General features: G+C 65.9%; 20 protein-coding genes, 2 tRNA genes and 2 pseudogenes. 12 read left to right on the top strand and 12 right to left on the bottom strand.

The genetic code is table 11. The annotated features are described in order from the left end of the window. Positions 1 to 15: 15 nt before the first annotated feature. Positions 16 to 1047 carry a linear amide C-N hydrolase gene (locus tag ASF41_RS06190; RefSeq protein ID WP_056491817.1) on the top strand — a complete coding sequence of 344 codons (1032 nt, stop codon included), beginning with the start codon at positions 16 to 18 and terminating at the stop codon, positions 1045 to 1047. A gap of 404 nt (positions 1048 to 1451) precedes the next feature. On the opposite strand, the gene ASF41_RS06185 is transcribed toward ASF41_RS06190, so the two are convergent. Genes ASF41_RS06185 through ASF41_RS06175 form a run of 3 tightly spaced genes read right to left on the bottom strand, consistent with a single transcriptional unit; the run spans position 1452 to position 3280 of the window. Continuing rightward, the gene (locus tag ASF41_RS06185) at positions 1452 to 1853 is read right to left on the bottom strand and encodes a nuclear transport factor 2 family protein (protein WP_056491715.1); all 402 of its coding nucleotides are present in this window, start codon (positions 1851 to 1853) and stop codon (positions 1452 to 1454) included. A gap of 33 nt (positions 1854 to 1886) precedes the next feature. Then, a complete protein-coding gene (locus tag ASF41_RS06180; protein WP_056491712.1) occupies positions 1887 to 2489 on the bottom strand; it encodes an NADPH-dependent F420 reductase in 603 nt (200 codons plus the stop codon). Positions 2490 to 2521: 32 nt separating this feature from the next. After that, a complete protein-coding gene (locus ASF41_RS06175) occupies positions 2522 to 3280 on the bottom strand; it encodes an SDR family oxidoreductase (RefSeq protein WP_056491709.1) in 759 nt (252 codons plus the stop codon). A gap of 109 nt (positions 3281 to 3389) precedes the next feature. Between ASF41_RS06175 and ASF41_RS06170 the strand changes: the two genes are divergently transcribed. Then, the gene (locus ASF41_RS06170) at positions 3390 to 4319 is read left to right on the top strand and encodes a LysR family transcriptional regulator (protein WP_056491706.1); all 930 of its coding nucleotides are present in this window, start codon (positions 3390 to 3392) and stop codon (positions 4317 to 4319) included. Positions 4320 to 4388: 69 nt separating this feature from the next. Here ASF41_RS06170 and ASF41_RS06165 read toward each other — a convergent pair whose 3' ends face one another. From ASF41_RS06165 to ASF41_RS06155, 3 genes are all read right to left on the bottom strand, one after another. Then, positions 4389 to 7028, bottom strand: coding sequence for a PAS domain S-box protein (locus ASF41_RS06165; RefSeq protein WP_056491814.1), 2640 nt, complete (start codon positions 7026 to 7028; stop codon positions 4389 to 4391). Positions 7029 to 7360: 332 nt separating this feature from the next. Then, on the bottom strand, positions 7361 to 9076 hold the full coding sequence (locus ASF41_RS06160) for a sensor histidine kinase (RefSeq protein WP_056491703.1): 1716 nt from the start codon (positions 9074 to 9076) through the stop codon (positions 7361 to 7363). Between the two features lie 70 nt (positions 9077 to 9146). After that, the gene (locus ASF41_RS06155) at positions 9147 to 11372 is read right to left on the bottom strand and encodes an ATP-binding protein (RefSeq protein WP_156653221.1); all 2226 of its coding nucleotides are present in this window, start codon (positions 11370 to 11372) and stop codon (positions 9147 to 9149) included. 24 nt (positions 11373 to 11396) lie between these two features. Between ASF41_RS06155 and ASF41_RS23570 the strand changes: the two are divergent. After that, a pseudogene (locus tag ASF41_RS23570) lies at positions 11397 to 11579 on the top strand (ATP-binding protein); the annotation flags it as partial. Positions 11580 to 11669: 90 nt separating this feature from the next. Here the strand turns inward: ASF41_RS23570 and scpA are convergent. Both scpA and ASF41_RS06145 read right to left on the bottom strand, forming a co-directional pair. Continuing rightward, positions 11670 to 13835: a methylmalonyl-CoA mutase gene (gene scpA / locus ASF41_RS06150; RefSeq protein ID WP_056491700.1), complete on the bottom strand. Its 2166-nt coding sequence runs from the start codon at positions 13833 to 13835 to the stop codon at positions 11670 to 11672. Between the two features lie 167 nt (positions 13836 to 14002). Further along, complete coding sequence (locus tag ASF41_RS06145) at positions 14003 to 14911, bottom strand: N-formylglutamate amidohydrolase (RefSeq protein ID WP_056275644.1); 909 nt, start codon at positions 14909 to 14911, stop codon at positions 14003 to 14005. Between the two features lie 208 nt (positions 14912 to 15119). Between ASF41_RS06145 and cpdR the strand changes: the two genes are divergently transcribed. From cpdR to ASF41_RS06125, 4 genes are all read left to right on the top strand, one after another. Next, positions 15120 to 15476, top strand: coding sequence for a cell cycle two-component system response regulator CpdR (gene cpdR, locus ASF41_RS06140; protein ID WP_003603128.1), 357 nt, complete (start codon positions 15120 to 15122; stop codon positions 15474 to 15476). A 94-nt stretch (positions 15477 to 15570) separates the two neighbouring features. Further along, positions 15571 to 15828, top strand: a complete 258-nt coding sequence (gene grxC, locus ASF41_RS06135; protein ID WP_056215299.1) for a glutaredoxin 3 — start codon at positions 15571 to 15573, stop codon at positions 15826 to 15828. Further along, positions 15825 to 16673, top strand: a complete 849-nt coding sequence (locus ASF41_RS06130) for a carbon-nitrogen hydrolase family protein (protein WP_056215303.1) — start codon at positions 15825 to 15827, stop codon at positions 16671 to 16673. Before grxC ends, ASF41_RS06130 begins: the two co-directional genes overlap by 4 nt. 36 nt (positions 16674 to 16709) lie before the next feature. Continuing rightward, positions 16710 to 17201 carry a DUF1178 family protein gene (locus ASF41_RS06125; protein ID WP_056491697.1) on the top strand — a complete coding sequence of 164 codons (492 nt, stop codon included), beginning with the start codon at positions 16710 to 16712 and terminating at the stop codon, positions 17199 to 17201. 3 nt (positions 17202 to 17204) lie between these two features. Here the strand turns inward: ASF41_RS06125 and ASF41_RS06120 are convergent, their stop codons facing one another. Further along, a complete protein-coding gene (locus tag ASF41_RS06120) occupies positions 17205 to 17693 on the bottom strand; it encodes a disulfide bond formation protein B (protein ID WP_056352735.1) in 489 nt (162 codons plus the stop codon). Positions 17694 to 17713: 20 nt separating this feature from the next. Next, entirely contained in the window at positions 17714 to 18295 is a 582-nt protein-coding gene (locus ASF41_RS06115; RefSeq protein ID WP_056215313.1) for a YqaA family protein, read from the bottom strand. A 139-nt stretch (positions 18296 to 18434) separates the two neighbouring features. Here ASF41_RS06115 and ASF41_RS06110 point away from each other — a divergent pair. Continuing rightward, positions 18435 to 18519, top strand: a tRNA-Leu gene (locus tag ASF41_RS06110). 359 nt (positions 18520 to 18878) lie between these two features. Here the strand turns inward: ASF41_RS06110 and ASF41_RS25950 are convergent. Beyond that, positions 18879 to 19970: a calcium-binding protein gene (locus ASF41_RS25950; RefSeq protein ID WP_056491694.1), complete on the bottom strand. Its 1092-nt coding sequence runs from the start codon at positions 19968 to 19970 to the stop codon at positions 18879 to 18881. Between the two features lie 284 nt (positions 19971 to 20254). Beyond that, positions 20255 to 21235: pseudogene (locus tag ASF41_RS23565) on the bottom strand (M10 family metallopeptidase); the annotation flags it as partial. A gap of 568 nt (positions 21236 to 21803) precedes the next feature. Here ASF41_RS23565 and ASF41_RS24655 point away from each other — a divergent pair. From ASF41_RS24655 to ASF41_RS06090, 4 genes are all read left to right on the top strand, one after another. Next, positions 21804 to 22163: a hypothetical protein gene (locus tag ASF41_RS24655; protein WP_156653219.1), complete on the top strand. Its 360-nt coding sequence runs from the start codon at positions 21804 to 21806 to the stop codon at positions 22161 to 22163. Positions 22164 to 22566: 403 nt separating this feature from the next. Continuing rightward, a tRNA-Arg gene (locus ASF41_RS06100) sits at positions 22567 to 22643 on the top strand. A 109-nt stretch (positions 22644 to 22752) separates the two neighbouring features. After that, positions 22753 to 23769: a site-specific integrase gene (locus ASF41_RS23560; protein WP_082504100.1), complete on the top strand. Its 1017-nt coding sequence runs from the start codon at positions 22753 to 22755 to the stop codon at positions 23767 to 23769. 512 nt (positions 23770 to 24281) lie between these two features. Beyond that, positions 24282 to 25423 (top strand): IS3 family transposase gene (locus ASF41_RS06090; protein WP_156653218.1). Its coding sequence is split into 2 segments (ribosomal slippage): positions 24282 to 24549 and positions 24549 to 25423, totalling 1143 coding nucleotides; the frame shifts between segments, so codons are not numbered across the junction. The last annotated feature ends 57 nt before the right edge of the window (positions 25424 to 25480 follow it).

Raw genomic sequence — 25480 nt, 5'->3', positions numbered from 1 at the left:
GGTGCCTGTCGGACCCTGCTCGTCGTGGCGCTTTGCGGCCTGCACGGCTCTTCCCAGGCTTGTACCCGTGCCGTCTACCTCGGCGCGAACGGGCAGGTGATCACGGCCCGCACGATGGACTGGCGTAACGACATCGCCACCAACCTTTGGATTTTCCCGCGCGGTATGGACCGGTCCGGCGTGGCCGGTGCGAACTCGCTGCGATGGATGTCGCGGTACGGCAGCGTCATCGCCTCGGGCTATGAAGTCTCGACCACGGACGGCGTCAACGAGGCGGGGCTGGCTGCCAACCTGCTGTGGCTGGTCGAGTCCGAATACCCGAAACTGAACAAGGACAAGCCCGGCCTGAGCGTCGCGGCCTGGGCACAGTACGTCCTCGACAGCTTCGCAACCGTCCGCGAAGCGGTCGAAGCGCTCCGAACGGAGCCCTTCACCATCGTCACCGACAAGGTTCCAGGGGAAGATAGGCTCGCGACCGTGCACCTGTCGCTATCGGACGCCACGGGTGACAGTGCCATTTTCGAGTATATCGGCGGACGGCTCGTGATCCACCACGACCGTGCCTATCAAGTGATGACGAACTCGCCCGTGTTCGACCAGCAGCTCGCCCTGGATAGCTACTGGAAGGAGATCGGAGGGACCATCATGCTGCCGGGCACCAATCGGGCGGCCGACCGCTTCGCGCGCGCTTCGTTCTACATCAAGGCGATCCCACAGTTCGAGAACCCGAACCTCGCGGTAGCGAGTGTCTTCAGCGTGATCCGGAACGCCTCGGTCCCCTATGGCATCACCACACCGAACGAACCCAACATCTCCTCCACGCGCTGGCGCACGGTCGTGGACCACAAGCGGAAGCTTTACTTCTTCGAGTCGGCCCTGACGCCCAACACCTTTTGGGTCGATCTGAAGGCCATCGACTTCGACGCAGTCACGGGGACGACCAAGAAGCTCGATCTCGGCCCTAACCAGGATCACACGTTCTCGGGCGACGCGACGGCGATGTTCAGGGAGACCAAGCCTTTCCCGTTCCTAGGGTTGCCCGAGTAGCGATCTCCAACGCCCTTAAAATAGGGAGCGGTTGGGACAACAACGTCCGCTTCAATGGCTTTGCCGCTGAAGGGAGACCGGCTCAAATCCACCCAACCCGGTCGTTTAGCGGACGGACGGGTCCCGACCCATGTCGGTTATACTGCTAGCATCGCACCGGTTCTATGGACACGATCTGGCCAGCGCCGCATGTCCGGTTGGGCTAACTTAGATGCTGCTCGCTCAAACCCGATGCCCGCTGCCGCATCTAGGGCCTTTATGGTTCTACCCAATGCTTCGGCCGCGCTTCTCTTAAGTCGGTCTGCTGCCGGAGGACATGCAATGCCGTGACCTGTTCGAAGGGGTTCTGCCGGCGGTTTAATGGGCCATAACTTGCTCCAACTGCGCCCTCCGCAAAGACGGTCTCAGGCTTCCGGCGGGTTGAGTAGCACCCACAGGCGCGAAATCCTGCCATCTACGATTTCCGCCACGTCCGAGCCCGTGACCGCGACTGGACCATTGTCGGGACCCGCTTGCCACCGCAGGGAACCTAGGCCGTGATGGCCAACCGCGACGCCAGCCGGCATGAACCGGAACGTCGGGCCGAACTGGTCCAAGAGGGCCCCGGCGACCGCCGAAATGGCGTCGCGTCCCCGCACCACGTTGGCCGGCTCGTACATCACCGGCTCCTCAACGAAGAGTTCGGCGAGCGCCGCGGCGCGCCGTCCTGCGTCGCGCTCGTTGAAGACGCGCTCCAGGTTGGCGCGAAGTAGCGTGTCGTAGTCAGTATCCGCCGCTTCCACGGCGGTCGATATGGTGTCGGACATGGGATGTCTCCTCGGGAAGACCTTGTCAGGCGATCAGTCAAACTTGACGAGATCGAGCGCGGGCAGGGGGCCGCCCGGGAATTGGACGAGGCGGCTGCCGACGGCAAGCGTCCCCAGGTCGATGCCGAAGAAGCCGAGCCGGTCGATCAGCGCCCCGACTTGCGCCTTCGCCCGTGCGTCTTCGCCGGAGTAGAACAGCACGCGCCGGCCGCCGCGTTCGGCCGGGTCGCCGGAGACGAGGCCCGGCCGCAGATGGTTGAACGCCTTCACCACCCGAGCTCCGGGAACCAAGCCCGCCAGGACCTCGCTCGACGAGCGCGCGCCCAGGTCAAATGGCTTGAACAGCGGTGCCTCGATGGGGTTGTTCGCATCGACGACGATGCGACCGGCGAAGTCCGGCAGCCCGGCGAGGGCCGTCTCCAGCTTCGACCAGTTCACGGCGACGAAGACGATGTCCTTCGAGGCGGCTTCCTCGCGGGTGCCTGCCGTGATGTCCTCGCCGAGCGTGGCGACGGTCTCCGCAAGGCTCTCAGGCCCGCGGCTGTTCGCGAGCGTCGCGGGAATGGCATGGCGGGCGAGCGCCGTCGCGATGGCGCGTCCGATCTGGCCGGCGCCAATGATGCCGATGGAGGTCATGGTTCTGTCTCCCTTCAACCCGGATCGAGGGGTCAGGCGGTTTGGCCGCCGTCGACGTTCAGCGTAGCGCCGGTGATGTAGCCGGCATCAGGCCCGGCCAGGAAAGCCACCGCCGCGGCGATGTCCTCCGGCTGGCCGTAGCGGCCGAGGGCGGCGAGGCCCTTCAGCGTCTCGGCGAAGGGACCGTCCTGCGGGTTCATGTCGGTGTTGATCGCGCCGGGCTGGACCACGTTGACCGTTATGTTGCGCGGACCGAGGTCGCGTGCCCAGCCACGGGTGTATGCCGCCACCGCAGCCTTGGTTGCGACGTAGTCGGCGGCTCCCGCGAACGGGATGTGGACCGCGCCGGTGGTGCCGATGGACACGATGCGTCCGCCGTCCGTCATCACCGGCACTGCGGCGCGGACCACCGCGGCCACGCCCTTGACGTTGACGTCAAGCTGCCGGTCGAAGGCAGCGCGGTCGACGTTGGGGTCGTCGACCCTACCGGTGACGAACACGCCCGCGGAATTGATCAGGATGTCGAGGCGTCCGAGCTCGGCATGTGCCTTTCGCACGAGCGACTCGACCTCGTCGGCGCTGGCTTGGTCCGCCTTGATCGCGACCGCCCGCCGGCCGAGCGCCTCGACCTCGCGGACTATGTCCTCAGCCCGCTCCTGCGAGGCGGAATAGCTGAAGGCGACGTCGGCGCCGTCGCGGGCGAGGCGGCGGACGATGGCCGCCCCGATGCCGCGCGATCCGCCGGTCACGAGCGACACCTTGCCGGTGAGGGGGTGGGATACCTGGGTCATGTCATCGCTCCATCGCGTGTTCGATGGGAATGAGGATGGCTCTGGAACTCCCCCTGGTTTAGCCCTGAGTAGGTTGTTACGCTTTCAATGGATTGTTGAAAGTTGCGGTATGGAAACCTTGGCCAACCTCGAAGCCTTCGTGCGCAGCGCCGAGTGCGGCAGCTTCTCCGAGGCTGCTCGACGACTGTCGCTGACGCCGGCTGCGGTCAGCCGCAACGTGGCCATACTGGAGCGGAACCTCGGGGTGCGGCTGTTCCACCGCTCGACGCGCAAGCTCACCCTGACCGAAGCGGGTGAGGGCTTCCGCCAAGCGGTCGCTGGTAATTTGGAAGGCCTGCAAGCAGCGATTGCCGACGTCTCTTCGGACGGCAGCGAGCCGGCTGGCACGCTCAAGGTCAGCCTGCCGCCGACCTTCGGGCTCGGCTATGTCCTGCCGGTTCTCCCGGGCTTCCTGTCCCGCTATCCGCACGTTCGACCGGAATGGCACTTCGAGAACCGCCAGGTCGATCTCGTCGCCGAAGGATATGACGCCGCCATCGGAGGCGGCTTCGAGTTGTCCCCCGGCATCGTGGCCCGCACCCTCGCACCTGCCCACATTATCGCGGTGGCGTCGCCGGCTTACATGCGTAACCGGGTGCCGCCCTCCGACCCGGGGGGGCTTCAGGCGTTCGACGGCATCGTCATGCGGTCTCTCCAAACTGGTCGCATCCGGCACTGGACGATGCGCGACGGCGTCGGCCGCGAAGAGGGTGCCCCCTTGCAGGAAAGCGTGATCGTCAACGACCCCAGCGCCATGCGCCAGGCCGCGCTTCTTGACCTGGGCGTCACGCTCGTCGCGATGCCCGACGTGTGCACCGACCTGGACCGGGGAGACCTCGTGCGCCTGCTGCCGCGCTGGTACGCCGATGCCGGTACGATCTCCCTCTACTATTCCTCGCGAACGCATTTGCCCGCGAAGACCCGAGCGTTCGTCGACTGGATGGCCGAAGCGTTCAAGGCGGGGCGTTTGGCGGAGCGATTTGCCGGCAGCATAGGGTAGGCCGAACTGCTTGATTAGCGTCCCGCGTAATAGGCCATAACATGCTGGAGCAAGGCGCGCCCCTTGAGGTCAGGCCGCCGCCTCGTCGCTCGCTTCCTGCATGGAGGCCAGCGACGCTTCCAGGCGGCATGTTAGGCCGGTCGGCGCATAGGTCATGCGCACCTCGCCGCCGACCTCGGCCGCGAAGCTGCGCTCGATCAACCGCGATCCAAAGCCGCGCCGCGACGGCTGTGCCAGGATCGGCGGGCCACCCTGCTCGGACCAGGTCAGACAGAAGCGGGGGGCGTCACCCTCGTGGACCACGTGCCAGCGGAGGTCGACGGTCCCGGCCTCGTTGGAGAGCGCGCCGTACTTGGCCGCGTTGGTCCCAAGCTCGTGCAGTGCCAGCGCCAGGGCGAGGGCCGCCTTGGCTGCGAGCGGCACGTTAGGACCGCTCGCACGGATGCGGGACGCCACCTCGCCACGGTGGACCGCCAGGGCGCCGTCCACGACCTCCCCGATGGGAGCCTGGGTCCAACTCGATTGGGTCAAGATGTCATGCGCCCTTCCGAGCGAGATCAGGCGCGCCGAGAACGCCTCGCGGGCGCCTTCCAGGTCGGCGGCGTCGCGAAAGGTCTGGCTGGCGATGGCCTGGACCAAGGCGAGGGTGTTCTTCACGCGGTGATGGAGCTCGCCCGTCAGCAGGCGCTGATGTTCCTCCGCGCGCTTGCGTTCGCTGATGTCGAACATCGCGCCTATCATCCGCACGGCGCGGCCCTGTTCGTCCCGGATGACGTACCCGCGGTCGAGTATATCGGCGAAGGAGCCGTCGGCCCGGCGGAAGCGGTACTCGTCGGTCCAGGTCGTGCCGATCCGGTCGATGACCACGTGGATGGAGGCGTCGATGCGGGTCCGGTCGTCGGGATGGATATGTTCGATCCACCAATCGCCGGTCGGCTCCACGGTCTCGGGCCGGTGTCCGTGGGCGGTGTGAAGGGCCTCGTTCCAAAGGACATGGTTGGTGGTTAGGTCCCAATCCCAGATCGCGTCGTTGGTGGCGCGCGCGGCGAGGCGGTAGCGCTCCTCGGTCTCCCGCAGGACCTGCTCTGCCTTCCGGTTCTCGGTGACGTCGCGTGCCGTGCCGATGAGGCGCACCGGTCGGTCGCCCTCGAACAGGGTCTGGCCCCTGGCAGACACCCAGCGCTCGATGCCGTTCGCCGGATCGATGGTGCGGTACGTAATGTCGTATGTGCGGCTGCCGCCCGGATCGAGTGCGGCGGCGACAGCATGGTCGCACCGTTCGCGGTCGTCCGGGTGCAGGCGGGAAAGGTAGACCTCCAGGTTGACCGCATCGTCCGGCCCGAGGCCGAAGAAGGCGCGGGTGCGGACGTCCCAATTGAGCACATCCGCGATCAGGTCGTAGTCGAAAATGCCGGTTTCAGTGGCTTCGACGGCGAGGCGCAGCTGTTCCCTCGTCCCGTTCAGTTCCTCCTCGGTCTGCCTGCGATCGTGGATGTCGAGGGTGGTTCCGATCCAGCTGCGAAGGGTTCCGTCGACATCGTGCACGGGGCGGGCCCGGGACAGGAACCAGCGGTACTCGCCGTCCGCACGGCGCAGCGGGAACTCGACCTCGTAGGGCTGGCCACCCGCCGCCGCCGAGAGCCATGCCGCACGGGTCGCCTCGCGGTGGTCTGGATGGATCACGCCCATCCAGCTGGCCTCGCCGGTCTCGCCGGCGGGCAGCCCGGTGTACTCGTACCAATAGGCGTTGCAGTAGGAGACCGCCCCGTCCGCGTCGGCGAACCAGACCACCTGGGGGCTGACCTCGACGAGCGAGCGATAGCGTAGCTCGCTGGCCTGCAGGGCGGCGCCGGCCTCGCGCTCCCCGGTACGGTCCCGCAGGATCTTGAGGAAACCGAGGACCTCACCGTCTTCAGACCTCAGTGGCTTCACCTCGCCCGAGGCCCAGAACCGGCTTCCGTCCTTGCGTACGTGCCAACGCTCGTTGGGTCCCGTCCCGGTCCTTAGGGCGAGCCGCATCTCCTCCCGCGGAATCCCGGAGGCGCGATCCTCCGGCGTGAAGAACACGTCGGCTGGCCGCCCGAGCATCTCCGCCTCGCTCCAACCCAGGATGCGTTCGGCGCCGGCGTTCCAGCGGGTGACGCGTCCTTCCGGGTCGGTCGCGACGATGGCGTAGTCGGTAGCGCCGTCGAGGATGCGTTCGTTGAGAAGGCGCTGTCCGGCCTGTTCGCGGAGCGAACGACGCAGCTCCATCTGGCCCATGGCCTGACGGGCGAGCCGCATCAGGCCCTTGTGCTGCCGTTCGGTCAGGTCATGCGGCTTCGTGTCGAGCACGCAGACGGTGCCGACGGGATGGCCGTCGGCCGTCTTCAGCACGGCGCCCGCATAGAAGCGCAGGCCCGGATCGCCGGTGACCAGCGGATTTCCCTCGAAGCGCGGATCGCGGCTCGCGTCGGGGACGCAAAGAAAGTCATCCTGAAGGATCGCCTGCCGGCAGAAGGAGCTCTCCAGCGGGGTCTCGCGCACGCCCAGGCCGACCTCGGCCTTGAAGAACTGGCGTCCGTCACCGACGAGGTTGACCACCGCGATGGGCGTCTCGCAGAGATCGGCGGCGGCTTCGGCGATCTCGTCGAAGTCCTGCTCGCGAGGCGTATCCAGCAGTCGGTAGCGGTCGAGTGCTCGAAGGCGTTCGACCTCCTCGTCGCTCATCGTGACGCGATCCATGAAGGGGGTAGGCTCGGACGGTCGGATTGGTTCCTATGGGCGAGGATTCCAAGATCGGAGCCAATCGCATCCATGGACCCATGTCCAGCCCTGAGGGATGGCGGCTGAAATCGGTCTCTCGGAATGTCGCGCGCCTCGGCGGCAAGCCCCTCGAAAACACGTCGTCCGGCAAGGACGCGAGGGTCCGCTCCGCTGGCGCCCACGACGGGGCGTGCCCCGCATCGTCGGTGGCGACTGCCTGGATGGATCCTGGTTTCGCGCACCCTGTTCCTAGCCCTCTCAGCGTATGGAAGACATCCTTGGACCGAACGTATCGGTCAGTGGGCGGTGGCCAGCGGGCTTAGGTGGGCCGCGCCGGGTTTGGTCAGCGGAACATCAACGCCGACGCGGAGGCCGGCCGCCGCGAAATCGAGGGTCACCTTCCCATCGAGCTCTCGCTCGACGCTCACCGTGATCAGGCGCGTGCCGAAACCACGGCGCTCGGGGGAAACGGCCGGAGGGCCGTTTGCCTCCGTCCAATCGAGTTGCAATCGACGCTCGCCGCCTTTTTCCCCAACGACCGCCCAGGTGACGTGAACCTCGCCGCCCGGCACGGAAAGCGCGCCGTACTTGGCGGCGTTGGTGACGAGCTCGTGCAGGGTCATGCCGAGCGACAGGACGTGACGTGGCGGAAGGTCGATGTCGGGGCCATCCAGGACGAAACGGGCGTCGCCGTCGCGATAGGGGTCGATCTCGTTCTCCAGCACCGCGCGCAACGGGGCGCCCGACCAGTCGTCCCGCGTCAGCAGGTCATGGGTCTTCGACAGGGCAAGAATGCGCGCCTCAAGCCGCTCGCCAGGGGCGTCGCCTCCCCGCGTCGATTGCCGTGCCAGGGCCTGGACCGTGGCGAGGGTGTTCTTTACGCGGTGATTGAGCTCGTGCAGCATCGTGACCTGACGGTCCTGCATGGCGCGCCCGTTGCGGATCTCATCCTTGAGTTCCGCCTCGTTCCGCTGGAGGGTTCCGGCCATGGCGTCGAGCTTGCGCCCGAGCCGGCCGAACTCGTCGCCTCCGTCCATGCCGTTGCGTGCGGCAAGGTCGCCGGCCTGCCACCGGGACGCCGTGCGGAGCAGGCGGTCGAACGGGCGGGTGATGAACATGCGCCCTGCAACCAGGGCCGCCGCGACGGCAAGCGCGGCCCCGAGCGCGATCAGCACAAGGCCGCGGCGAGTGGCTGCGTCGACGTCGGCGAATGCGATGTCCCGGTCGCGGCCGACCGTCACCCAGGCACTGGAGGCGGGACCTTCGGGCTGGATGTTGGCGAGGACGCGCTCGCGTCCATCGATGCCGAAGTCGACGCGGACGCCCTCGCCGCGGTCCGTCAGGATGCGCTGCCGTTCCGGGGGGATCGGCTTGCCGATCCAGCCGTCCCCGTCCGGGTAGCGCACTAGGATGGTCTTGTCCGCGTCCGCCACCGTGACCGAGGTGCTGGGCATCCGAAGGTTGCGCCTCAGGTACTTGGCCAGCCAATCGAGGTCGACCGCAGCGGAGAGCACGCCGACCGTTCGTCCCTCGGGGTCGTGGAGCGTCCGCGCGAAATGCAGGGTATCCCGTCGTGAGGCATTGCCGCGGGCGTAGGTGCCCATCACGAACGTGTCCTCGGCTACCGCCCGGCGGTGGTAAGCGCGGTCGGGCACCGCGTAGGAACCGGCGGCCGATCCGGCGCTGTTGCAGACGATGGTCCCGTCCGGCCTGGTCAGGCCGAGGATCGCGAGATGCGTGTTGTCGGTTACGGCCCGGCGCAGGTACTCGGTGCAGCCGGTAGGCTCCATGGCCCGGACGCTCGGGTCCTGCGCGACGAAGTTCAGGGCCTGGCGCACCGTCTCGGCGACCTGCGAAAGGTCCTCGGCGACGGTCCGGGCGGTGGCCATCGTATCCGCCTGCACTGCGTCATCGCGCGAGGTGCGCAGGGCGTACTCGTTGTAGCCCTGGATGGCGAGGGCGGGCGCAAGCGCGAGCAGCACTAGAAGAAGGATACGGGTCGTCAGCGACATGGGTGGCACATACCGCTTCCGACCCAGGAACGAATAATCGCGTTCGCCGAGCCCACGTCCGGAAACGAGTTCAAGCGTCCGCCTCCTGAATTTGCGGCATGCCCGGCTGGACGGTAACGCGGCGCAGCACGCGGGCGAGCTGCTCGGCCGAGTACGGCTTGTGGAGCAGCTCGAAGCCATGGTCGTCCGCGCTGGCAAGGACGTGGCTGTAGCCCGACGCCAGCACCACCGGCAGCTCCGGAAGCCTGTCGCGCAGGATGCCGGCAAGCGCGACGCCGCCCATGCCCGGCATCACCACGTCCGAGAACACCGCGTCGAACCCGCCCCCGTCCGGGCCGATCATCTCCAACGCCTCCTCGGCGTTGCTCGCCAATGTCGTGACGTAGCCGAGGTCATCGAGGATCTGCGTGCAGAACCGGCCGACCTCGATGTTGTCCTCGACCACCAGCACGCGTTGCCCCGCTCCGACAGGGGCCAGCAGGCTGTCCGGATCGACCGGCTGCGTCCCGGAGTGCTCGACCTCGACCTCGGGCAGGTAGAGCGTGAAGGTCGTCCCTCGGCCAAACTCGCTCTCGACGTCGACGTCGCCGCCCGACTGTTTGGCGAAGCCGAACACCTGGGACAGACCGAGGCCGGTGCCCTTGCCAACCTCCTTCGTGGTGAAGAACGGCTCGAAGATCTTCGGAAGCTGGTCCGGCGCGATTCCGGTGCCCTCGTCGGTGACCGACACCGCCGCGAAGCGGCTCAGCGACCCGGCGTGGCCCCGGATCGGAGGCATGGGGACGTTGCAGGCAAGCCGCAGCGTCAGCCTACCGACGCCGTCCATGGCATCGCGGGCGTTCACCGCCATGTTGACCAGGGCCGTCTCGAACTGGCTGAGGTCCGCACGGATGAAACAAAGACAATCCGGTACGACGGTCGCGACCTGGATGCGCGCGCCCGTCACCGTGTCGAGCATGTCGCTCACGCCGCGCACCTTGGCGCCGACGTCGAATACCTCCGGCTTCAGGGCCTGGCGCCGGGCGAAGGCAAGCAGCTGCCCGGTCAGCTTGGCGGCGCGGTCGACCGTGTCGGAGACGGCGTCTAGGTAACGTTGCTTGCGTGCGTCCGGCAGGTCGGGTCGACGCAGGAAGTCGACCGACGAGCGGATGATGGTCAGCAGGTTGTTGAAGTCATGCGCCACGCCGCCGGTGAGTTGCCCCACGGCCTCCATCTTCTGGCTCTGGCGCAGCGCCTCCTCCGCCGTCATCAACTCGGCGGTGCGCTCCGAGACGCGCTGTTCCAGCGTCTCGTTCAGCGCCCGCAAGTCGGCCGCCGCTCGGTCGCGCTCCGCCTCGACGGCACGGCGCTCATTGACGTCCAGGAGGACGCCGGGGAAGGTCAGCGGCGTGCCGTCCGTTGCGTGGTCGACACGGCCGTTCGCCTCTAGCCAGTAGTAGTTCCCGTCGGCGCGCCGGGTGCGGTACTGGTGGGCATAGGAGCCACCCCGGGCGATGACCTCGCGGATCGCCTCGGACAGGCCCGCCTGGTCGTCCGGATGCACGGTCTCGACGATCCGGGCGAGCGGGATGCCTTCCCGACCCAGGGCCGGGTCGAGCCCGAAGGCACGAGCGAACGCCTCGTCGACCGTGAACCGGTCGGAAGGCAGGTCCCAATGCCAGGTGCCGATGATCGCGCCGGCGGCCAGGGCGAGTTGCACCCTCTCCGCGTTCTCACGCGCCAGCGCCTCGCTGGCTCGGAGGCGCTCCTCCGCATCCCGCCGCTCGGTGACGTCATTGAAGATGATGGCGATCTGCCGGTCGGCCGCATCCCCGACCGGGACGGCCCGGACGTCGAACCAGCGCCCGAACGCCTTGGCATAGCTCTCGAAGTTCTCGGGCTGCCGGGTCCTGGCGACGCGCCCGTAGGTCTCGAACCAGAAGCGCTCCAGGTCCGGGGCGAACTCAGTCACCCACTTGCCGCGCAGGTTGACGCCGGCCTCGCGCTCGAAGGCGGGATTGGCCTCGACGAACAGGTAGTCCACCGGGACGTCGTCGGGGTCGAACTTGACCTGCACGATGGCGAAGGCCGCCTGGACCGTGTCGAGAATCGTCCGGAAGCGCTCCTCGCCCTGCCGCATCGCCTCCTCGACCCGCCGACGCTCTGTCTCGTCGCGGGCGATCTTGAGGAAGCCGAGTTCCCGTCCGTCGGCGTCGCGCAGCGCCCGCAGCGAGCCGTTGAGGTAGACGTGGCCGCCGTCCTTGCGCGCATGCCAGCGGACGTCCGGGGACCGACCGTCGGCGCGGGCGCAGGCCATTTCCTTGTCCGGCTGGCCGGCCTGGAGGGGGCCGCTTTGATCCGTTCGGCCGCCGAGACCATGCGGCTCTCAGCGCGCGGCTTCCATAGGACCCTGCGCGTGGCCCGCACCCTGGCCGACCTCGACGGTGAGGCCCGGGTCCGCCGCATCCACCTCGCCGAGGCCCTGTCCTATCGCGGACGATCGGACCAGCCAGCAGCGGCATGACGGCGCCCGGAGCCCCTGTCCGGTCGCGGTCGAGCCCCCGGAGGCCTGGGCGCAGGCGCCGGGCGGCGGTGGTGCGCTCGACCCGATGCCTTATTCGGCGGCTTGGCGCGCGGCGTAGCCGAGGCGCCCGTTCAATTCCTCGATCAGCTTCACGGCGGCCTCCGCGATGACGGTGCCGGGCGGAAAGATCGCCGAGGCGCCGGCGGCGTAGAGGGCGTCGTAGTCGCCGGGCGGGATCACGCCGCCGATGACGATCATCACGTCGCCGCGGCCCTGCTCGGTGAGAGCGGCCTTCAACTCCGGCACCAGGGTCAGGTGGCCGGCGGCCAGCGACGACACGCCGACGATGTGGACGTCGTTCTCGACCGCCTGCCGGGCGGCCTCGGCCGGGGTCGCGAAGAGCGGTCCGATATCCACGTCGAATCCGAGATCGGCGAAGGCGGAGGCGATGACCTTCTGGCCGCGGTCGTGCCCGTCCTGGCCCATCTTGGCGACGAGGATGCGCGGGCGGCGCCCGTCATTCTCCTCGAAAGTCTCCACGAGCTTGCGAACGGTCTCGACCACCGGTGACATGCCACCCACCTCCCGCTTGTAGACGCCCGAGATCGAGCGGATCTCGGCCCGGTGACGGCCCCAGGCCTTCTCCAGGGCGTCCGAGATCTCGCCCACAGTGGCCTTGGCCCGCGCCGCGTTCACGGCGAGTTCCAGGAGGTTGCCCGTCCCCTGCGCCGCCGCCGTCAGCGCCGCCAGGGCGGCGTCGACATCGGACTGGCTGCGCTCGGCGCGCAGGCGCTTGAGCTTGTCGATCTGCAGGGTGCGGACATTGCCGTTGTCGACGCGCATCAACTCGATGGCGCGGTCGTCGTCGGGCTTGAACTTGTTCACGCCCACGATGGTCTGGCGGCCGGAATCGATCCGGGCCTGGGCCCGGGCGGCCGCCTCCTCGATGCGCAGCTTCGGGATGCCGGCCTCGATGGCCTTGGCCATGCCGCCCAGTTCGTCGACCTCGCGCAGGTGCTCCCACGCGCGGGCGACGATGTCCTGGGTCAGCTTCTCGACGTAGTAGGAGCCGCCCCACGGATCGACGATGCGTGTCGTGCCACTCTCCTGCTGCAGGAAGAGCTGGGTGTTGCGGGCGATGCGGGCCGAGAAGTCGGTGGGCAGGGCCAGCGCCTCGTCCAGCGCGTTGGTGTGCAGGGACTGGGTGCCGCCCTGCGTCGCCGCCATCGCCTCGATGCAGGTGCGGGTGACGTTGTTGAAGACGTCCTGCGCGGTCAGCGACCAGCCCGAGGTCTGGCTGTGGGTGCGCAGGGGCAGCGACTTGTCGCTCTGCGGCTCGAACTCCTTGACGAGCTTGGCCCAGATCAGGCGCGCGGCCCGCATCTTGGCGATCTCCATGAAGAAGTTCGTCGAGATCGCCCAGAAGAACGACAGACGCGGAGCGAACTGGTCGATGGTCAGCCCGGCGGCGAGGCCCGCCTTGATGTACTCGACACCATCGGCCAGCGTGTAGGCGAGCTCGAGGTCGTTCGTCGCCCCGGCCTCCTGCATGTGATAGCCGGAAATCGAGATGGAGTTGAACTTCGGCATATTCTTCGAGGTGTAGGCGAAGATGTCGCCGATGATCCGCATCGAACCCGCCGGCGGGTAGATGTAGGTGTTGCGGACCATGAACTCCTTGAGGATGTCGTTCTGGATCGTGCCGGCGAGCTTTTCCGGCGGGACGCCCTGCTCCTCGGCCGCGACGATGTAGAGGGCCAGGATCGGCAGCACCGCGCCGTTCATCGTCATCGAGACGGTCATCTCGTCGAGCGGGATGCCTGAGAACAGCGTCCGCATGTCGTAGATCGAATCGATCGCCACACCGGCCATGCCCACATCGCCCGAGACGCGCGGATGGTCGGAATCGTAGCCCCGGTGGGTTGCGAGGTCGAAGGCCACCGACAGGCCCTTCTGCCCGGCGGCAAGGTTGCGCCGGTAGAACGCGTTCGAATCCTCGGCCGTGGAGAAGCCGGCATATTGCCGGATCGTCCAGGGCTGGGTCACGTACATCGTCGGGTAGGGGCCGCGGAGGTAGGGCGCCACGCCCGGATAGGTGTCGAGGAACTCGATACCTTCGCGATCCTCGGGGCCGTAGACGCCCTTCACCGGAATGCCCTCGGGCGTCATCCAGGGCTCGCCCGTAGGCGGCACCGGAGCCGGCACGGCATCGGCCGCGTAGGGAACGGTCGCGAAGTCTGGGATGCGAGACGTCATGGGCTCTGGCTCGTGCGGCGGCGGCGTCCCGGCATTATAGGTACGCGCGCAATCTGGGCTACTCCTAACCGGACTTCGCCCGGATGGGGGCGGCAAAACCGTCACTTTCGCGCAAGCGGCCGGCAAATCTTTTCGGGCCGCTGCCAAAACTTTCTTGTCGGACGGCCCTACTCGGCGGCCATCCGTGAGGGGGCAAGACCCCGAACCTCGGCGGCGACGGCCGCCACGACGCTGCGCAGGTGCCAGACCAATTCCGAGAAGCCCGGCGTGATCGCGAGGCTCGCCTCGTTCATGTAGAGGCCCCGATTGATCTCGATCTGCAGCGCGTGGCGCTCGACGTTCGGCTCGCCGTAGTGCTCGGTGATGAAGCCGCCCGCGTAGGGCTTGTTGCGCAGAACGCGGTAGCCGCGGGCGCGCAGGTGGTGCTCGAAGGCGTCGATCAGGATCGGCGCGCAGGCGGTGCCGAAACGGTCGCCGAGGATGATGTCGGCCCGCGCCGCTTCGTCGCGCCCGAGGCTCGACGACGGCATCGAGTGGCAGTCGATCAGGATGGCGTGCCCGAACTGGCGCGCCGTGCGCTGGATCAGGCTGCGGAGCGCGCGATGATAAGGCTTGTACAGGGCCTCGATCCGCTCGACCGCGGCCGCCACCGGCAGACGTCCGCGATAGATCTCCTGACCGTCGGCCACCAGGCGTGGGATGGTGCCGAGGCCGCCCGCCACCCGCATGGAGCGGGTGTTGGCGAAGGCTGGCAGGCGTCCGTCGAACATGCGCGGGTCGAGTTCGTAAGGCTCGCGGTTCACGTCGAGGAAGGCCCGCGGGAAATGCGCCCGCATGAGGGGCGCCCCGAGATCGACCACCGGGGCGAACAGCCGGTCCACGTGCGCGTCTTCCGAGCGCCGCAGCGCGAGCCCGTCGAGGCGCGAGGCGGCCAGGAAGGCCGGCGGGTAGACCGTGCCGGAATGCGGCGTGTTGAAGACGAAGGGGAGGGTATGCGCCGTCGGCTCGTCCACCGTGAAGGGCGGATCGAAGGCTGCCGCCCCGGACGCTTCGGGGGTCTGGAACGGCTCTGTCATCGCGGCGCGGGCGCCTCGGTGCGGACGGGACAACGCATCGCCCCACTTTGCGGGTTGCCGACTCGCCTGTCCAGCAGGACGGGCGTGCCGCAAGGCCGCCGCTCGTGCCGTTGGACACCCCCGCCCCGACGGGCCGGCAACGTTCTGTTTACCAAGCCGGTGCTTTGTGGAAAGAACACATCGAATCAAAGGTACGGGACGCTGCTCGATGAAGATCCTCCTGGCGGAAGACGACAACGACATGCGCCGCTTCCTGGCCAAGGCGCTGCAGAACGCCGGCTACGACGTGCTGTCGTTCGACAATGGGCTGTCGGCCTATAATCGCCTGCGCGAGGAGCCCTTCGAGCTGCTCCTCACCGACATCGTGATGCCCGAGATGGATGGGATCGAGCTGGCGCGCCGCGCCACCGAACTGGACCCGGACATCAAGGTGATGTTCATCACGGGCTTCGCCGCCGTGGCTCTGAACCCGGATTCGAAGGCCCCCAAGGACGCCAAGGTCCTGTCGAAGCCCTTCCATCTGCGCGATCTCGTCAACGAGGTCGAGAAGCTGCTGGCCGCCTGAGCGTAACCGCCGACACCCCCACCGAATCGAGGCAGTAGGAAGAGCCCGCCGGCTCGCCTATATGCTGTACGGATTGGGATGGGGCGTTTCGACGATGAAGCCGGTCACGATCTATACAACCGCGTGGTGCCCGTACTGCTCGGCGGCCAAGAGCCTGCTGCGCGACAAGGGCATCGCGTTCACCGAGATCGACGTCGAGCGGACATCCGGCTCGCGCACCACCATGGTTCAGCGCGCCGGGGGCCGCACGAGCGTGCCGCAGATCTTCGTCGGCGACACCCATGTGGGTGGCTGCGACGACCTCTATGCCCTGAATGGCGCCGGCAAGCTCGACGCCCTGGTGGCCGCATGAGCGACGCGCCGAAATTCACGGCCGCCTGCGTGCAGATGCGCTCGGGCCGCGAGCCCCTCGCCAACCGCGACGCCGCGGTGGCCCTGGTCCGCGAGGCCGCGGATGCCGGTGCGCACTACGTCCAGACCCCCGAGATGACCTCCCTGGTGGAGCGCAGCAAGGCGAGCCTGTTCGAGAAGGTCACGGCCCAGGACGACGACCCGACGCTGGCGGCCCTGCGCGACGTCGCCCGCGCGCGCGGCATCGTGATCCAGATCGGGTCACTCGCCGTGCGCAACGGCGACAAGGTCGCCAACCGCGCCTTCCTGATCGATGCGGAGGGGGCGATCACCGCCTCCTACGACAAGCTCCATCTCTACGATGTCGACCTGCCCAACGGCGAGCGCTGGCGTGAATCCGCGACCTATACGGGGGGCGCCTGCGCCGTCGTCGCGGACACGCCCTGGGCGGCCATCGGCCTCGCCATCTGCTACGACATCCGCTTCCCGGCCCTGTACCGGGCCCTGGCGGAGGCGGGCGCCACCGTCCTGACGGCGCCGGCCTGCTTCACCAAGCAGACGGGGGAGGCGCATTGGCACGTGCTGCATCGGGCCCGCGCCATCGAGACCGGTTCGTTCATGATCTCGGCGGCCCAGGGGGGGCACCATGAGGACGGGCGCGACACCTACGGCCATTCCCTCATCGTCGATCCCTGGGGCCGGATCCTGGCCGACGCCGACGGGGCCGAGCCGGGGGTGATCCTCGCCGAGATCGACCTCGCCCGCGTGGCCGATGCCCGCGCCCGCATTCCGACCCTGCAGCATGCCCGCCCCTTCACGATCCAGCGGGTGGGGCGCCCTTCCTGACGCCGCTCGCACACGTCTTCCGAAAACCGTGACCCGATGATCCGCTATACCCTCGTCTGCGAGGCCCAGCACGGCTTCGAGAGCTGGTTTCCCTCGAGCGATTCCTTCGATGCGCAGGCGGCGCGCGGACTCGTCTCCTGCCCGGTCTGCGGCTCGGTCCGGGTCGGCAAGAGCATGATGGCGCCCTCGGTCGCCCGAACGGATCGCGGTTCCCGCACCCCGCCGGCCCCGGTGGGTCTCTCCTCGGAGGCGGGCTCGATCCCCGCGGCACCGCACACGACGCCGCAACTGGCGCTCACCGAACCCGAGCAGCGCCTGCGCGCCCTGATGTGGGCCATGCGCGAGGCGGTGACGCGGAACGCCGACGATGTCGGAACGCGCTTCCCGGAGGAGGCCCGGCGGATCCACTACGGGGAGACCGAGACCCGAGCGATCTACGGCGAGGCCAGTTTGGACGAGGCGCGCGCCCTCGTGGACGAGGGCATCGCAGTGGCGCCCCTGCCGCCGGCCTCCGAAGACCGGCATTGAGTCTCAGCGCTTCAGCGCGGCGGTTCCGGCTACCGACGCCAGGGCGAAGGCGATGAGCGCGTTCCAGCCCGCGAGAGAGATCCCGGCCAGGCGCCAGGCCGCCGTGGAACAGTCGGCCACGCGCGTGCTCTGGAGCGCGTTCAGGAAATCGCCGACGTCGGACGGATTGGCGCCCGCGCCGCCCCCGCAATCGGTAGGGCCGGCCCAGAGGCTCCACTCCGCCCCGGCGTGATAGACGCTGAGCCCGGCCCCGTAGAGAAGGCCCAGGGCGGCGAGGCCGAGGACGAGGCGGGTGGCCCGAGCGGGCAGGACAAGGCCCAGTAGCGCCAACGGAATCGCCGCGTAGTAGGGAATCCGCTCCTGCAGGCAGAGTTTGCACGGCACGTAGCCGAGCCCCCACTGAAAGTACCAGGCGCCCGCGAGCGTCAGCACGGATCCGACGAGCAGGAGGAGGGCGGCGCGGCGCAGGCGCAGGAGCGAGGCGTAATCCATCTCTCTAAGATCACCTTGGTCTAGAGCAACACCTTGAACAGCACGAAGCCGAGGATGATCACGGCGACGGAGATCGCCGCCACCACGTTGAGGTGGCGGTCGAGCACCCCCCGGATCTGAACGCCGTAGCGGCCCAGAAGTCCCGCCAGGATGAAGAACCGGGCGCCCCGCGTCAGCAACGACAGCACCACGAACCAGAACAGGTCGTAATGGGCGAAGCCCGAGGTGATGGTTACGAGCTTGAAGGGGATCGGCGTCAGACCCTTCAGCAGGATCACCCAGTGTCCGTATTCCGCGTAGGAGGCCTGGAAGGTGGCGGCCTTGTCGGACAGGCCGTAGACCCGGAACACCCACTGGCCGATGGAATCGAACAGCAGGGCGCCGATTGCGTACCCGACGAGGCCGCCCGCCACCGAAGCCAGGGTGGTGATGAGGGCGTAGAACCAGACCCGATCCGGCCGGCTCACTGCCATCGGCACCAGCATCACGTCCGGCGGCACCGGGAAGAACGAGCTCTCGGCAAAGGCCACCGCGCCGAGGGCATAGGGTGCGGAGGGCTTGCCCGCGAGCGCGAGGATCCACTCGTAGAGGCGACGGATCATAAAGGGGTCCGAGAGGGCTGGAGGGGATGGGCGGCGCCCTTTGACCATACGGCGCCGTCCCTGGCGAGCGCTCGCAGACCGCACTGCGAAGAAAACACCACTGGCCGAAACCGGGAAGGTGTGCGATGACGCGACCGCTGCGGGCGTGGTGGAACTGGTAGACGCGCCGGACTCAAAATCCGGTTCCGCAAGGAGTGTCGGTTCGATTCCGACCGCCCGCACCACCCGGCGCCTTCAGCAGCCTCGATTCGGCCCAAGCGCCCAGGCCGCCTTGATCCGCCTCACCTCGGCCGACGGCCCCCGAAAAGCGCGCGATCGACGACCTCGCCCTGGCGACTTTCGGCAGAAACCTGCTCTGGCCTGCCTGAGCTTGCGAGGACAGCCGAGAGCCAGTCCAGCCCCTGGTATAATCTAGACGGATGGTCCGGTCGGCTCCGACTGCTCGCGGACCCGTGATACGAGGGCGATCCGACCGAATGCGGTCGACACGCGCCTCGCAGAGCTCGGATCTCGATGCCGGTGGGCCGGAGCAGACCTCCGGCGCGGGTGCACCGCAGGTCTGTCTTTCTTTCGGGTGTCGTCTTCAGGCGACGAGCAACACGTCGCGTCCCAGACTCGCAACGAGGTCGAGGGCGGTCACGCCGGCGAGCTGGAACGTCTCGCTCAGCCCGCCATGGGCTGCATCCGCCGTGATCGTGTAGAGGTCCGTGCCCGTCATGTGGCTCAGCGTGGCGCCCGTGCCGAAGCCGTAGAATGCCAGGTGGTCGCCGGCCGCCGCACCCGCGCCGGTGAAGTCCATGACCTTGTCGCCGTGGGTCTCGCCGGCGCGGAACACGAAGGTGTCGTTGCCGCCGCCGCCGGTGAGCACGTCCTTGCCGCCGCTGCCGTCGAGGATGTTGGCGGCGCTGTTGCCGATCAGGATGTTGGACTGGAAGTTGCCCGTCCCGTTGATGGCGTCGGTGCCCGTCAGCGTCAGGGTCTCCAGGTTGCCCTGCAGCTTGAACGTCACGGAGGCCAGGACCGTGTCGGTGCCTTCCCCGGCCAGTTCGATCACCCGTTCGGTCTGGCTGTCGACGATGTAGGTGTCGTCGCCCGTGCCGCCGGAGAGGGTGTCGTTGCCGGTGCCGCCATCGAGCGTGTCGTTGCCGGCCCCGCCGGAGAGGGTGTCGTTGCCGGCGCCGCCGGAGAGATGATTGTCCCCCGCGTTGCCGGTCAGCACGTTGGCCAGAGCATTGCCGGTGCCGTCGATGTCGGACGAGCCGGTCAGGATCAGGGTCTCGACCCCGCTGCCCAGGGTGTACGAGATCGAGGCCTCGACCGTGTCGGTGCCCTGATTGGCCAGTTCGATGACGGAGTCGCCGGCATTGTCCACGACATAGGTGTCGTTGCCGGTGCCGCCCGCCATGGTGTCGGCGCCGAGGCCGCCGTCGAGGCGGTCGTTGCCGGCACCACCGTAGAGCTGGTTGTTGCCCGTGTTGCCGATGAGGATGTTGTCGAGGTCGTTGCCGGTGCCCTTGAGATCGGCCGTGCCGGTCAAGGTCAGGGTCTCGACATGGGCGCCGAGGTCGTAGCTGATCGACGCCAGAACGGTGTCGATGCCTTCCCTGGCGGCCTCGATGACCCCGTCACCGCGCGCGTTGACGACGTAGGTGTCGTCGCCGCTGCCGCCGACCATGGTGTCGTTGCCGACGCCGCCGTCGAGGATGTCGTTGCCCCCAAGACCGACGAGCCGATCATCGCCGGCCCCCCCGACAGGGTGTTGGCGGCCTCGTTGCCGGTGAGGATGTTGGCGAGCGTGTTGCCGGTGGCGTCGATGGTGCCCGCGCCCGTGAGCGTCAGGTTCTCGACGTTGGCGGTGAGCGCGTAGGAGATCGCGGCGCGGACGGTGTCGGTGCCCTGGTTGGTGTACTCGATGACGGTGTCGCCGGTGCTGTCCACCACGAAGGTGTCGTTGCCGAGCCCGCCGTACATCCGGTCGGCTCCGGCCCCGCCGTTCAGCGTGTCGTTGCCCGAACCACCGGCCAGCACATTGTCAACAGTATTTCCGACAATCGTATCGTTGCCCGATCCGCCGATGGCGTTCTCGATGATCGACGCGATATTGTCTTCATAAAGGAGGGCATTGGCGATATTGCCAGCCGCTCGACGACCTTCTCCGAGCATGGCCAGCTGACCAAGGGAGGTCACCGTCCATTCTCCGGGAGACAGATCGATACTGAGATCCGTCCCATAGTTCGAGAAATCATATGTATCAATTCCTCCCCCATCCCAGATCGTCATGAACAGGCGATTTTCCGATGGAATGGAGCATCCATTTCCATCGATTGAGAGCTGACCAGTCGCGGGGTTCCACTGGTACCGATTATTACCTGCGTTGATGTCATAATTCGCTCCGTACATGTATTGTAGTGCTGCAATATCATACATCATCAGCGATTGAGGGAAGCCATTCGCCTCATTATAGGCATACACTCCATCTGAGCCTACATAGGAACTGTAGGTCATCAGAGAAAATTCGCTTGAATTATGTTCGTAAGTCATGGCACCGAAGACATCGGTCTCATGACCGTGCTTTAAGCCAAGTGCATGCCCAATTTCATGGAAGATCGAATAAAGAGCATAATTGCCGACGACCGGATCATCGTACCACCCATTCGTATTTCCATACCAACTGTCACCGGCTTTGGGGGTATTGCCCGGATAGTAAGCCCACGCGGTTGGGGGCATATCCGACATGGCAAAGCGCAAATCGCCGGCCCCTCCATCCACCTCGGTGAAAGAGATATTTGTGATTGACGCGATCGAGCTCAAGGTGCTTCGGGCAGCCTCCTGCTGCCGTACGCTGAATGAATCGAAGGTATTGTTCTTCTCACCGCTGTATTCGTACTGAGCCGGATCTGTCGGAAAACTGAACGTGATCCGGGCGTTCGCCCAGCGCAAGCCTGACAGCAATCCATCAACATCTTGACTGCCGCTCGCGGAGACAGACGCGGAAGTATTAGTCAATTTACCCTCCAACCCAAGCCGGATTTAGATTTTCAAGTGTTTTTATGGCTGCTCAATTTCGATCAAAATCATAAATTTAAATCGAAAATGCGCTCAAGTCCTTTGGCTCGCTAAGCAAGTTTGCACCGGATCGTATCCACGGAAACTATGCTAAAGTATTTATTCCAAGGGGTGTGGCAGCCTTGCTTCACCCAATCGGGGGTGCAGGCTTGGCCCGGGGTCTGGCTTGGCGGCACCGCAGCATAGAGCAGCCTTTGATGCCCCTGTATCGGGAGCCCGAATGCGGGCAGCGAGCGGTGCTCTATTATCGCTTTCTCAAAAGGGTTGAGGGATCCTTTCTATCTACGACCTTTCCTTCTCGATTGTCCTCCTCCCGAAGCCAGAGTTCGTCGACCGGGGGGATGATGAAGACGTGTCGGCTCAATCATGGCCCCGCGCCACAGGTCGGTCTTGGTTCGGCTCAGATGTCGATCGATACGGCAGCGGTGTAGGATTTCTCGATTTGCTCCGCGTTGTCGTCTCACTGCTGATCATACTGTTCTGTGGCGCGCCTCCAAATGCGGCGGCCCGGCCATCGATTCGTCGTGTCTATCTGCCGCTCCAGAGCGCTACGGGGATCCCGGACGATACCGATCCTGCCAGGATCGGAGGCCATCTCGAGGAGGCGCATGCGAAATCCGTGGCGGCGATGGATGCGTTCGATCGAAGGATCGCGATGCGTGCACGCCGCGCCATGTCTTCGGTCTGCAATGGCTGCGCGCCGCCCCGGAGGGGCATCGAGCCGCGCCTCGAACGCTTCGAAGCGAGTGCCCTGACTGACGGCGAGATCGTCGGCGACCCGGCCCAAGCACCGCTCGACTAGCTGTATGATCACGGGATTGAGGTGGCCCGGATCGATCGTGACGCGATCCGGCCGTTCGGTTCGGGCGTTACGGTGACGAGGATTGCCCTTCGTTGGCGGACACGGAGACCGGCCTCACACCGGGCTTTTGTCCACGACCCAAGTCCCGTTCCGCAGTCCCACCCTAATTCCGTCGGCAGATCAACGAACGGGTCCGAGTTGGCCGCCGTCGGGCCGGACCCGGCTGCTTCTGCTGGGCTATTGTCGCGAACAACCGATTGTCACCTTTCGTGCGGGGCACAGCCGTCCCGCTTCGAACGTGTGAGCGTCGCCCTCCGCGCGCTGCCGCCCTTCACGTGGCCGAAACGCTTTCACGAACCCGTTGCGCGGCGCCCTCGTATGGGCTACCAGGGCGGAACGGTCAGCACCCGTAGCTCAGCTGGATAGAGCGTTGCCCTCCGAAGGCAAAGGTCACACGTTCGAATCGTGTCGGGTGCGCCAATCATTAAGTCATTGTAACGGCTCTTGATTCGGCCCTCCGTATAAAGCTTCCACGAGCGTTTTTGATCGGCCTGTCACGCTTTCTGTCACAAGCGACGGGTCTCGAATCATGGCTACCATCCGTAAGCGCGGTCGATCCTGGCAAGTTCAGGTGCGACGCGTGGGCATTCCTGCATCAACACAATCGTTTCCCTCGAAGAGTGAAGCCGTATCGTGGGCGAAGGCGCAAGAGCGCGAATCCCGACGATCAGCGCCTCCCTCAACACGCTTCGACACGGACGATCTGACTGTTGGGGCGTTGCTGCTACGGTATCAAATCGAAATCACCCCTCTGAAGAAGGGCCATGTTTCCGAGAACTGCCGGATCAGGAATATCGTTTGCCGACCGATTGCGGGAGTTGCGTTGCGGGATTTAACTTCAGGACAGTTTGCCGTATATCGCAACGCTCGACTTAAAGATGTGGGTCCAGACACTGTTAGACGTGAGCTTTCACTCCTTCGTCATTGCTTCGAAATTGCAAGACGTGAGTGGGATATCCCAATAGCGAAGAATCCTCTCCATGACATCAGATTTCCAGCCCCCGGACTTCCTCGCGAGGAACGTCTTACGGAAGAATCTGCGCGAACTATTCTCAGCGTGATCGGCACACTTCGGAACAAGCACGCGAAATCCCTAATCGTGCTTGCGATTGAAACCGGAATGCGAAGAGGCGAACTTCTTTCCCTCGAATGGAAGGACGTCGACCTTCAGAAGCGGACTGCACGACTAAGAGATACTAAAAACGGCCGGCCTCGGACAGTTCCGTTGACAACCCGCGCAATCGACGAGCTTTCTGACATCGAAAGAGTGTCTAAGAAGGTGCTGCCCATTTATGGTAATGCCGCAAGGCTTACGTGGGAGCGGGTTCGGCTAAAGGCTAATCTACCAGGGCTACGCTTTCACGATCTTCGCCACGAAGCTCTCAGCCGGTTCTTTGAGATGGGTCTGACTATACCCGAGGTCGCCGTCATCAGTGGTCATCGAGATACGAAAATGCTGATGAGATACACGCACATCCGGCCAGAGGATATCGGTAGGAAGCTCGCACGGATCGCAGAGGAAGCCGCACAACCGTTATCGCGTTGAACGCCAGCCGCGGCCCAACAATGGTTTTTTGAGACTACTGACCGGGTTGCGCCTAAGGCGGTCCTCACAACCCTTATCTGATAATGTCGCTCCTACGCAGGCCGTCACAGGCTTTCGTGGGAGCGTTGACGTGGGTCGCATGGGTCGTTGGAACCATTATCGACATCAAGCTCGATAGCGGACCACTGATCGTTTCTCCCTGACAGCTATCTCAAGAATCGTTTTCACGCGACTGACCTGACCGGCTGGCTTTGGACCGGGCTGATTGAGAGGATCAGCCAGGATCGGAGGAGTCGGAAATGCGGCGAGGTCAGAAGACAAACGCGGAGCAGGTCGTGCTGAAGCTGCGCCAGATTGAGGGAAGGCGGCGTTGGCCGGGGCGATCTGGTCGGNCATCATCGTGGATCTCGCCTCGCTGCCCCTCGACGACCCGGCGACCTACGCGATGACCTGACCGGCTGGCTTTGGACCGGGCTGATTGAGAGGATCAGCCAGGATCGGAGGAGTCGGAAATGCGGCGAGGTCAGAAGACAAACGCGGAGCAGGTCGTGCTGAAGCTGCGCCAGATTGAGGTGCAGACAGCTCAAGGCAAGAGTTTGGCGCTGGCGTGCAAGGAGGCGGAGATCTCCGAGCAGAGCTATTACCGCTGGCGCAAGGAGTACGGCGGCCTGCAGATCGATCAGGCCAGGAAGATGAAGGATCTGGAGCGCGAGAACACTCGATTGCGCCGGCTCGTGGCGGACCTGTCCCTGGAGAAGCAGGTGCTGGCGGACGTCGCCGCGGGAAACTTATAGCCCCGGAGCGACGCCGGCAGGCGGTCGACGGCATCAGAGAGAAGTATGGTCTCTCAGAACGCCATGCCTGCCGGATCGTTGGCCAGCACCGGGGCACGCAACGCTACGTGCCCACGGTACCGGCTGACGAGGATGCGCTGACCCGCGCCATCGTCGCCTTGGCGTCCGAGTACGGACGCTACGGCTACCGCCGTGTCACCGCGCTGCTGCAGGCAGCGGGCTGGCAGGTGGGCAAGGACCGAGTTCAGCGGATCTGGCGTCGTGAGGGGCTCAAGGTCCCGCAAAAGCATCGGCCGCGAAGCCGGTTGTGGTTGAACGATGGCTCCTGCGTACGGCTGCGGCCTCTCCATCGCAATCACGTTTGGAGCTTCGACTTCGTGCAGGGCCAGACCCATGACGGGCGAAGCCTGCGCATCCTGASGCTGATCGACGAGCACAGTCGCGCCTGCCTGGCGCTGAAGGTCGCGAGGCGCATCAACAGTCTGGGTGTGATCGAGGCGCTGGCCGACGCGATGTGCCTGCATGGCATCCCGGAGAACATCCGCTGCGACAACGGCCCGGAGATGATCGCGAAGGCTTTGCGGAAATGGGTCGCCAAAACCGGCCCGCAGATCCAGTACATTGCACCAGGATCGCCGTGGGAGAATGGCTATTGTGAGAGCTTCAATGGCAAGTTGAAGGACGAGTGCCTACGCCAAGAGATCTTCTACTCGCTCAAGGAGGCACAGACCGTGATTGGGATCTGGCAGAATACCTACAACCGCGTTCGACCGCATTCGTCCTTGGGCTATCGGCCGCCCGCGCCGGTCACCGTCCCGGACCTGGCCTTCCGGCTACCCATGGCCGCCACCATGCAGTAGCCTCTCAATCGGCTCGGTCCAAAATACCGGTCAGGTCAACCCCAGCCAACGACCTTC

The sequence above is a fragment of the Methylobacterium sp. Leaf111 genome (assembly GCF_001423285.1).
Taxonomy (GTDB): domain Bacteria; phylum Pseudomonadota; class Alphaproteobacteria; order Rhizobiales; family Beijerinckiaceae; genus Methylobacterium.
Note: the sequence above shows the minus strand (reverse complement) of the source record. Positions and strands in the feature narration are given on the sequence as shown.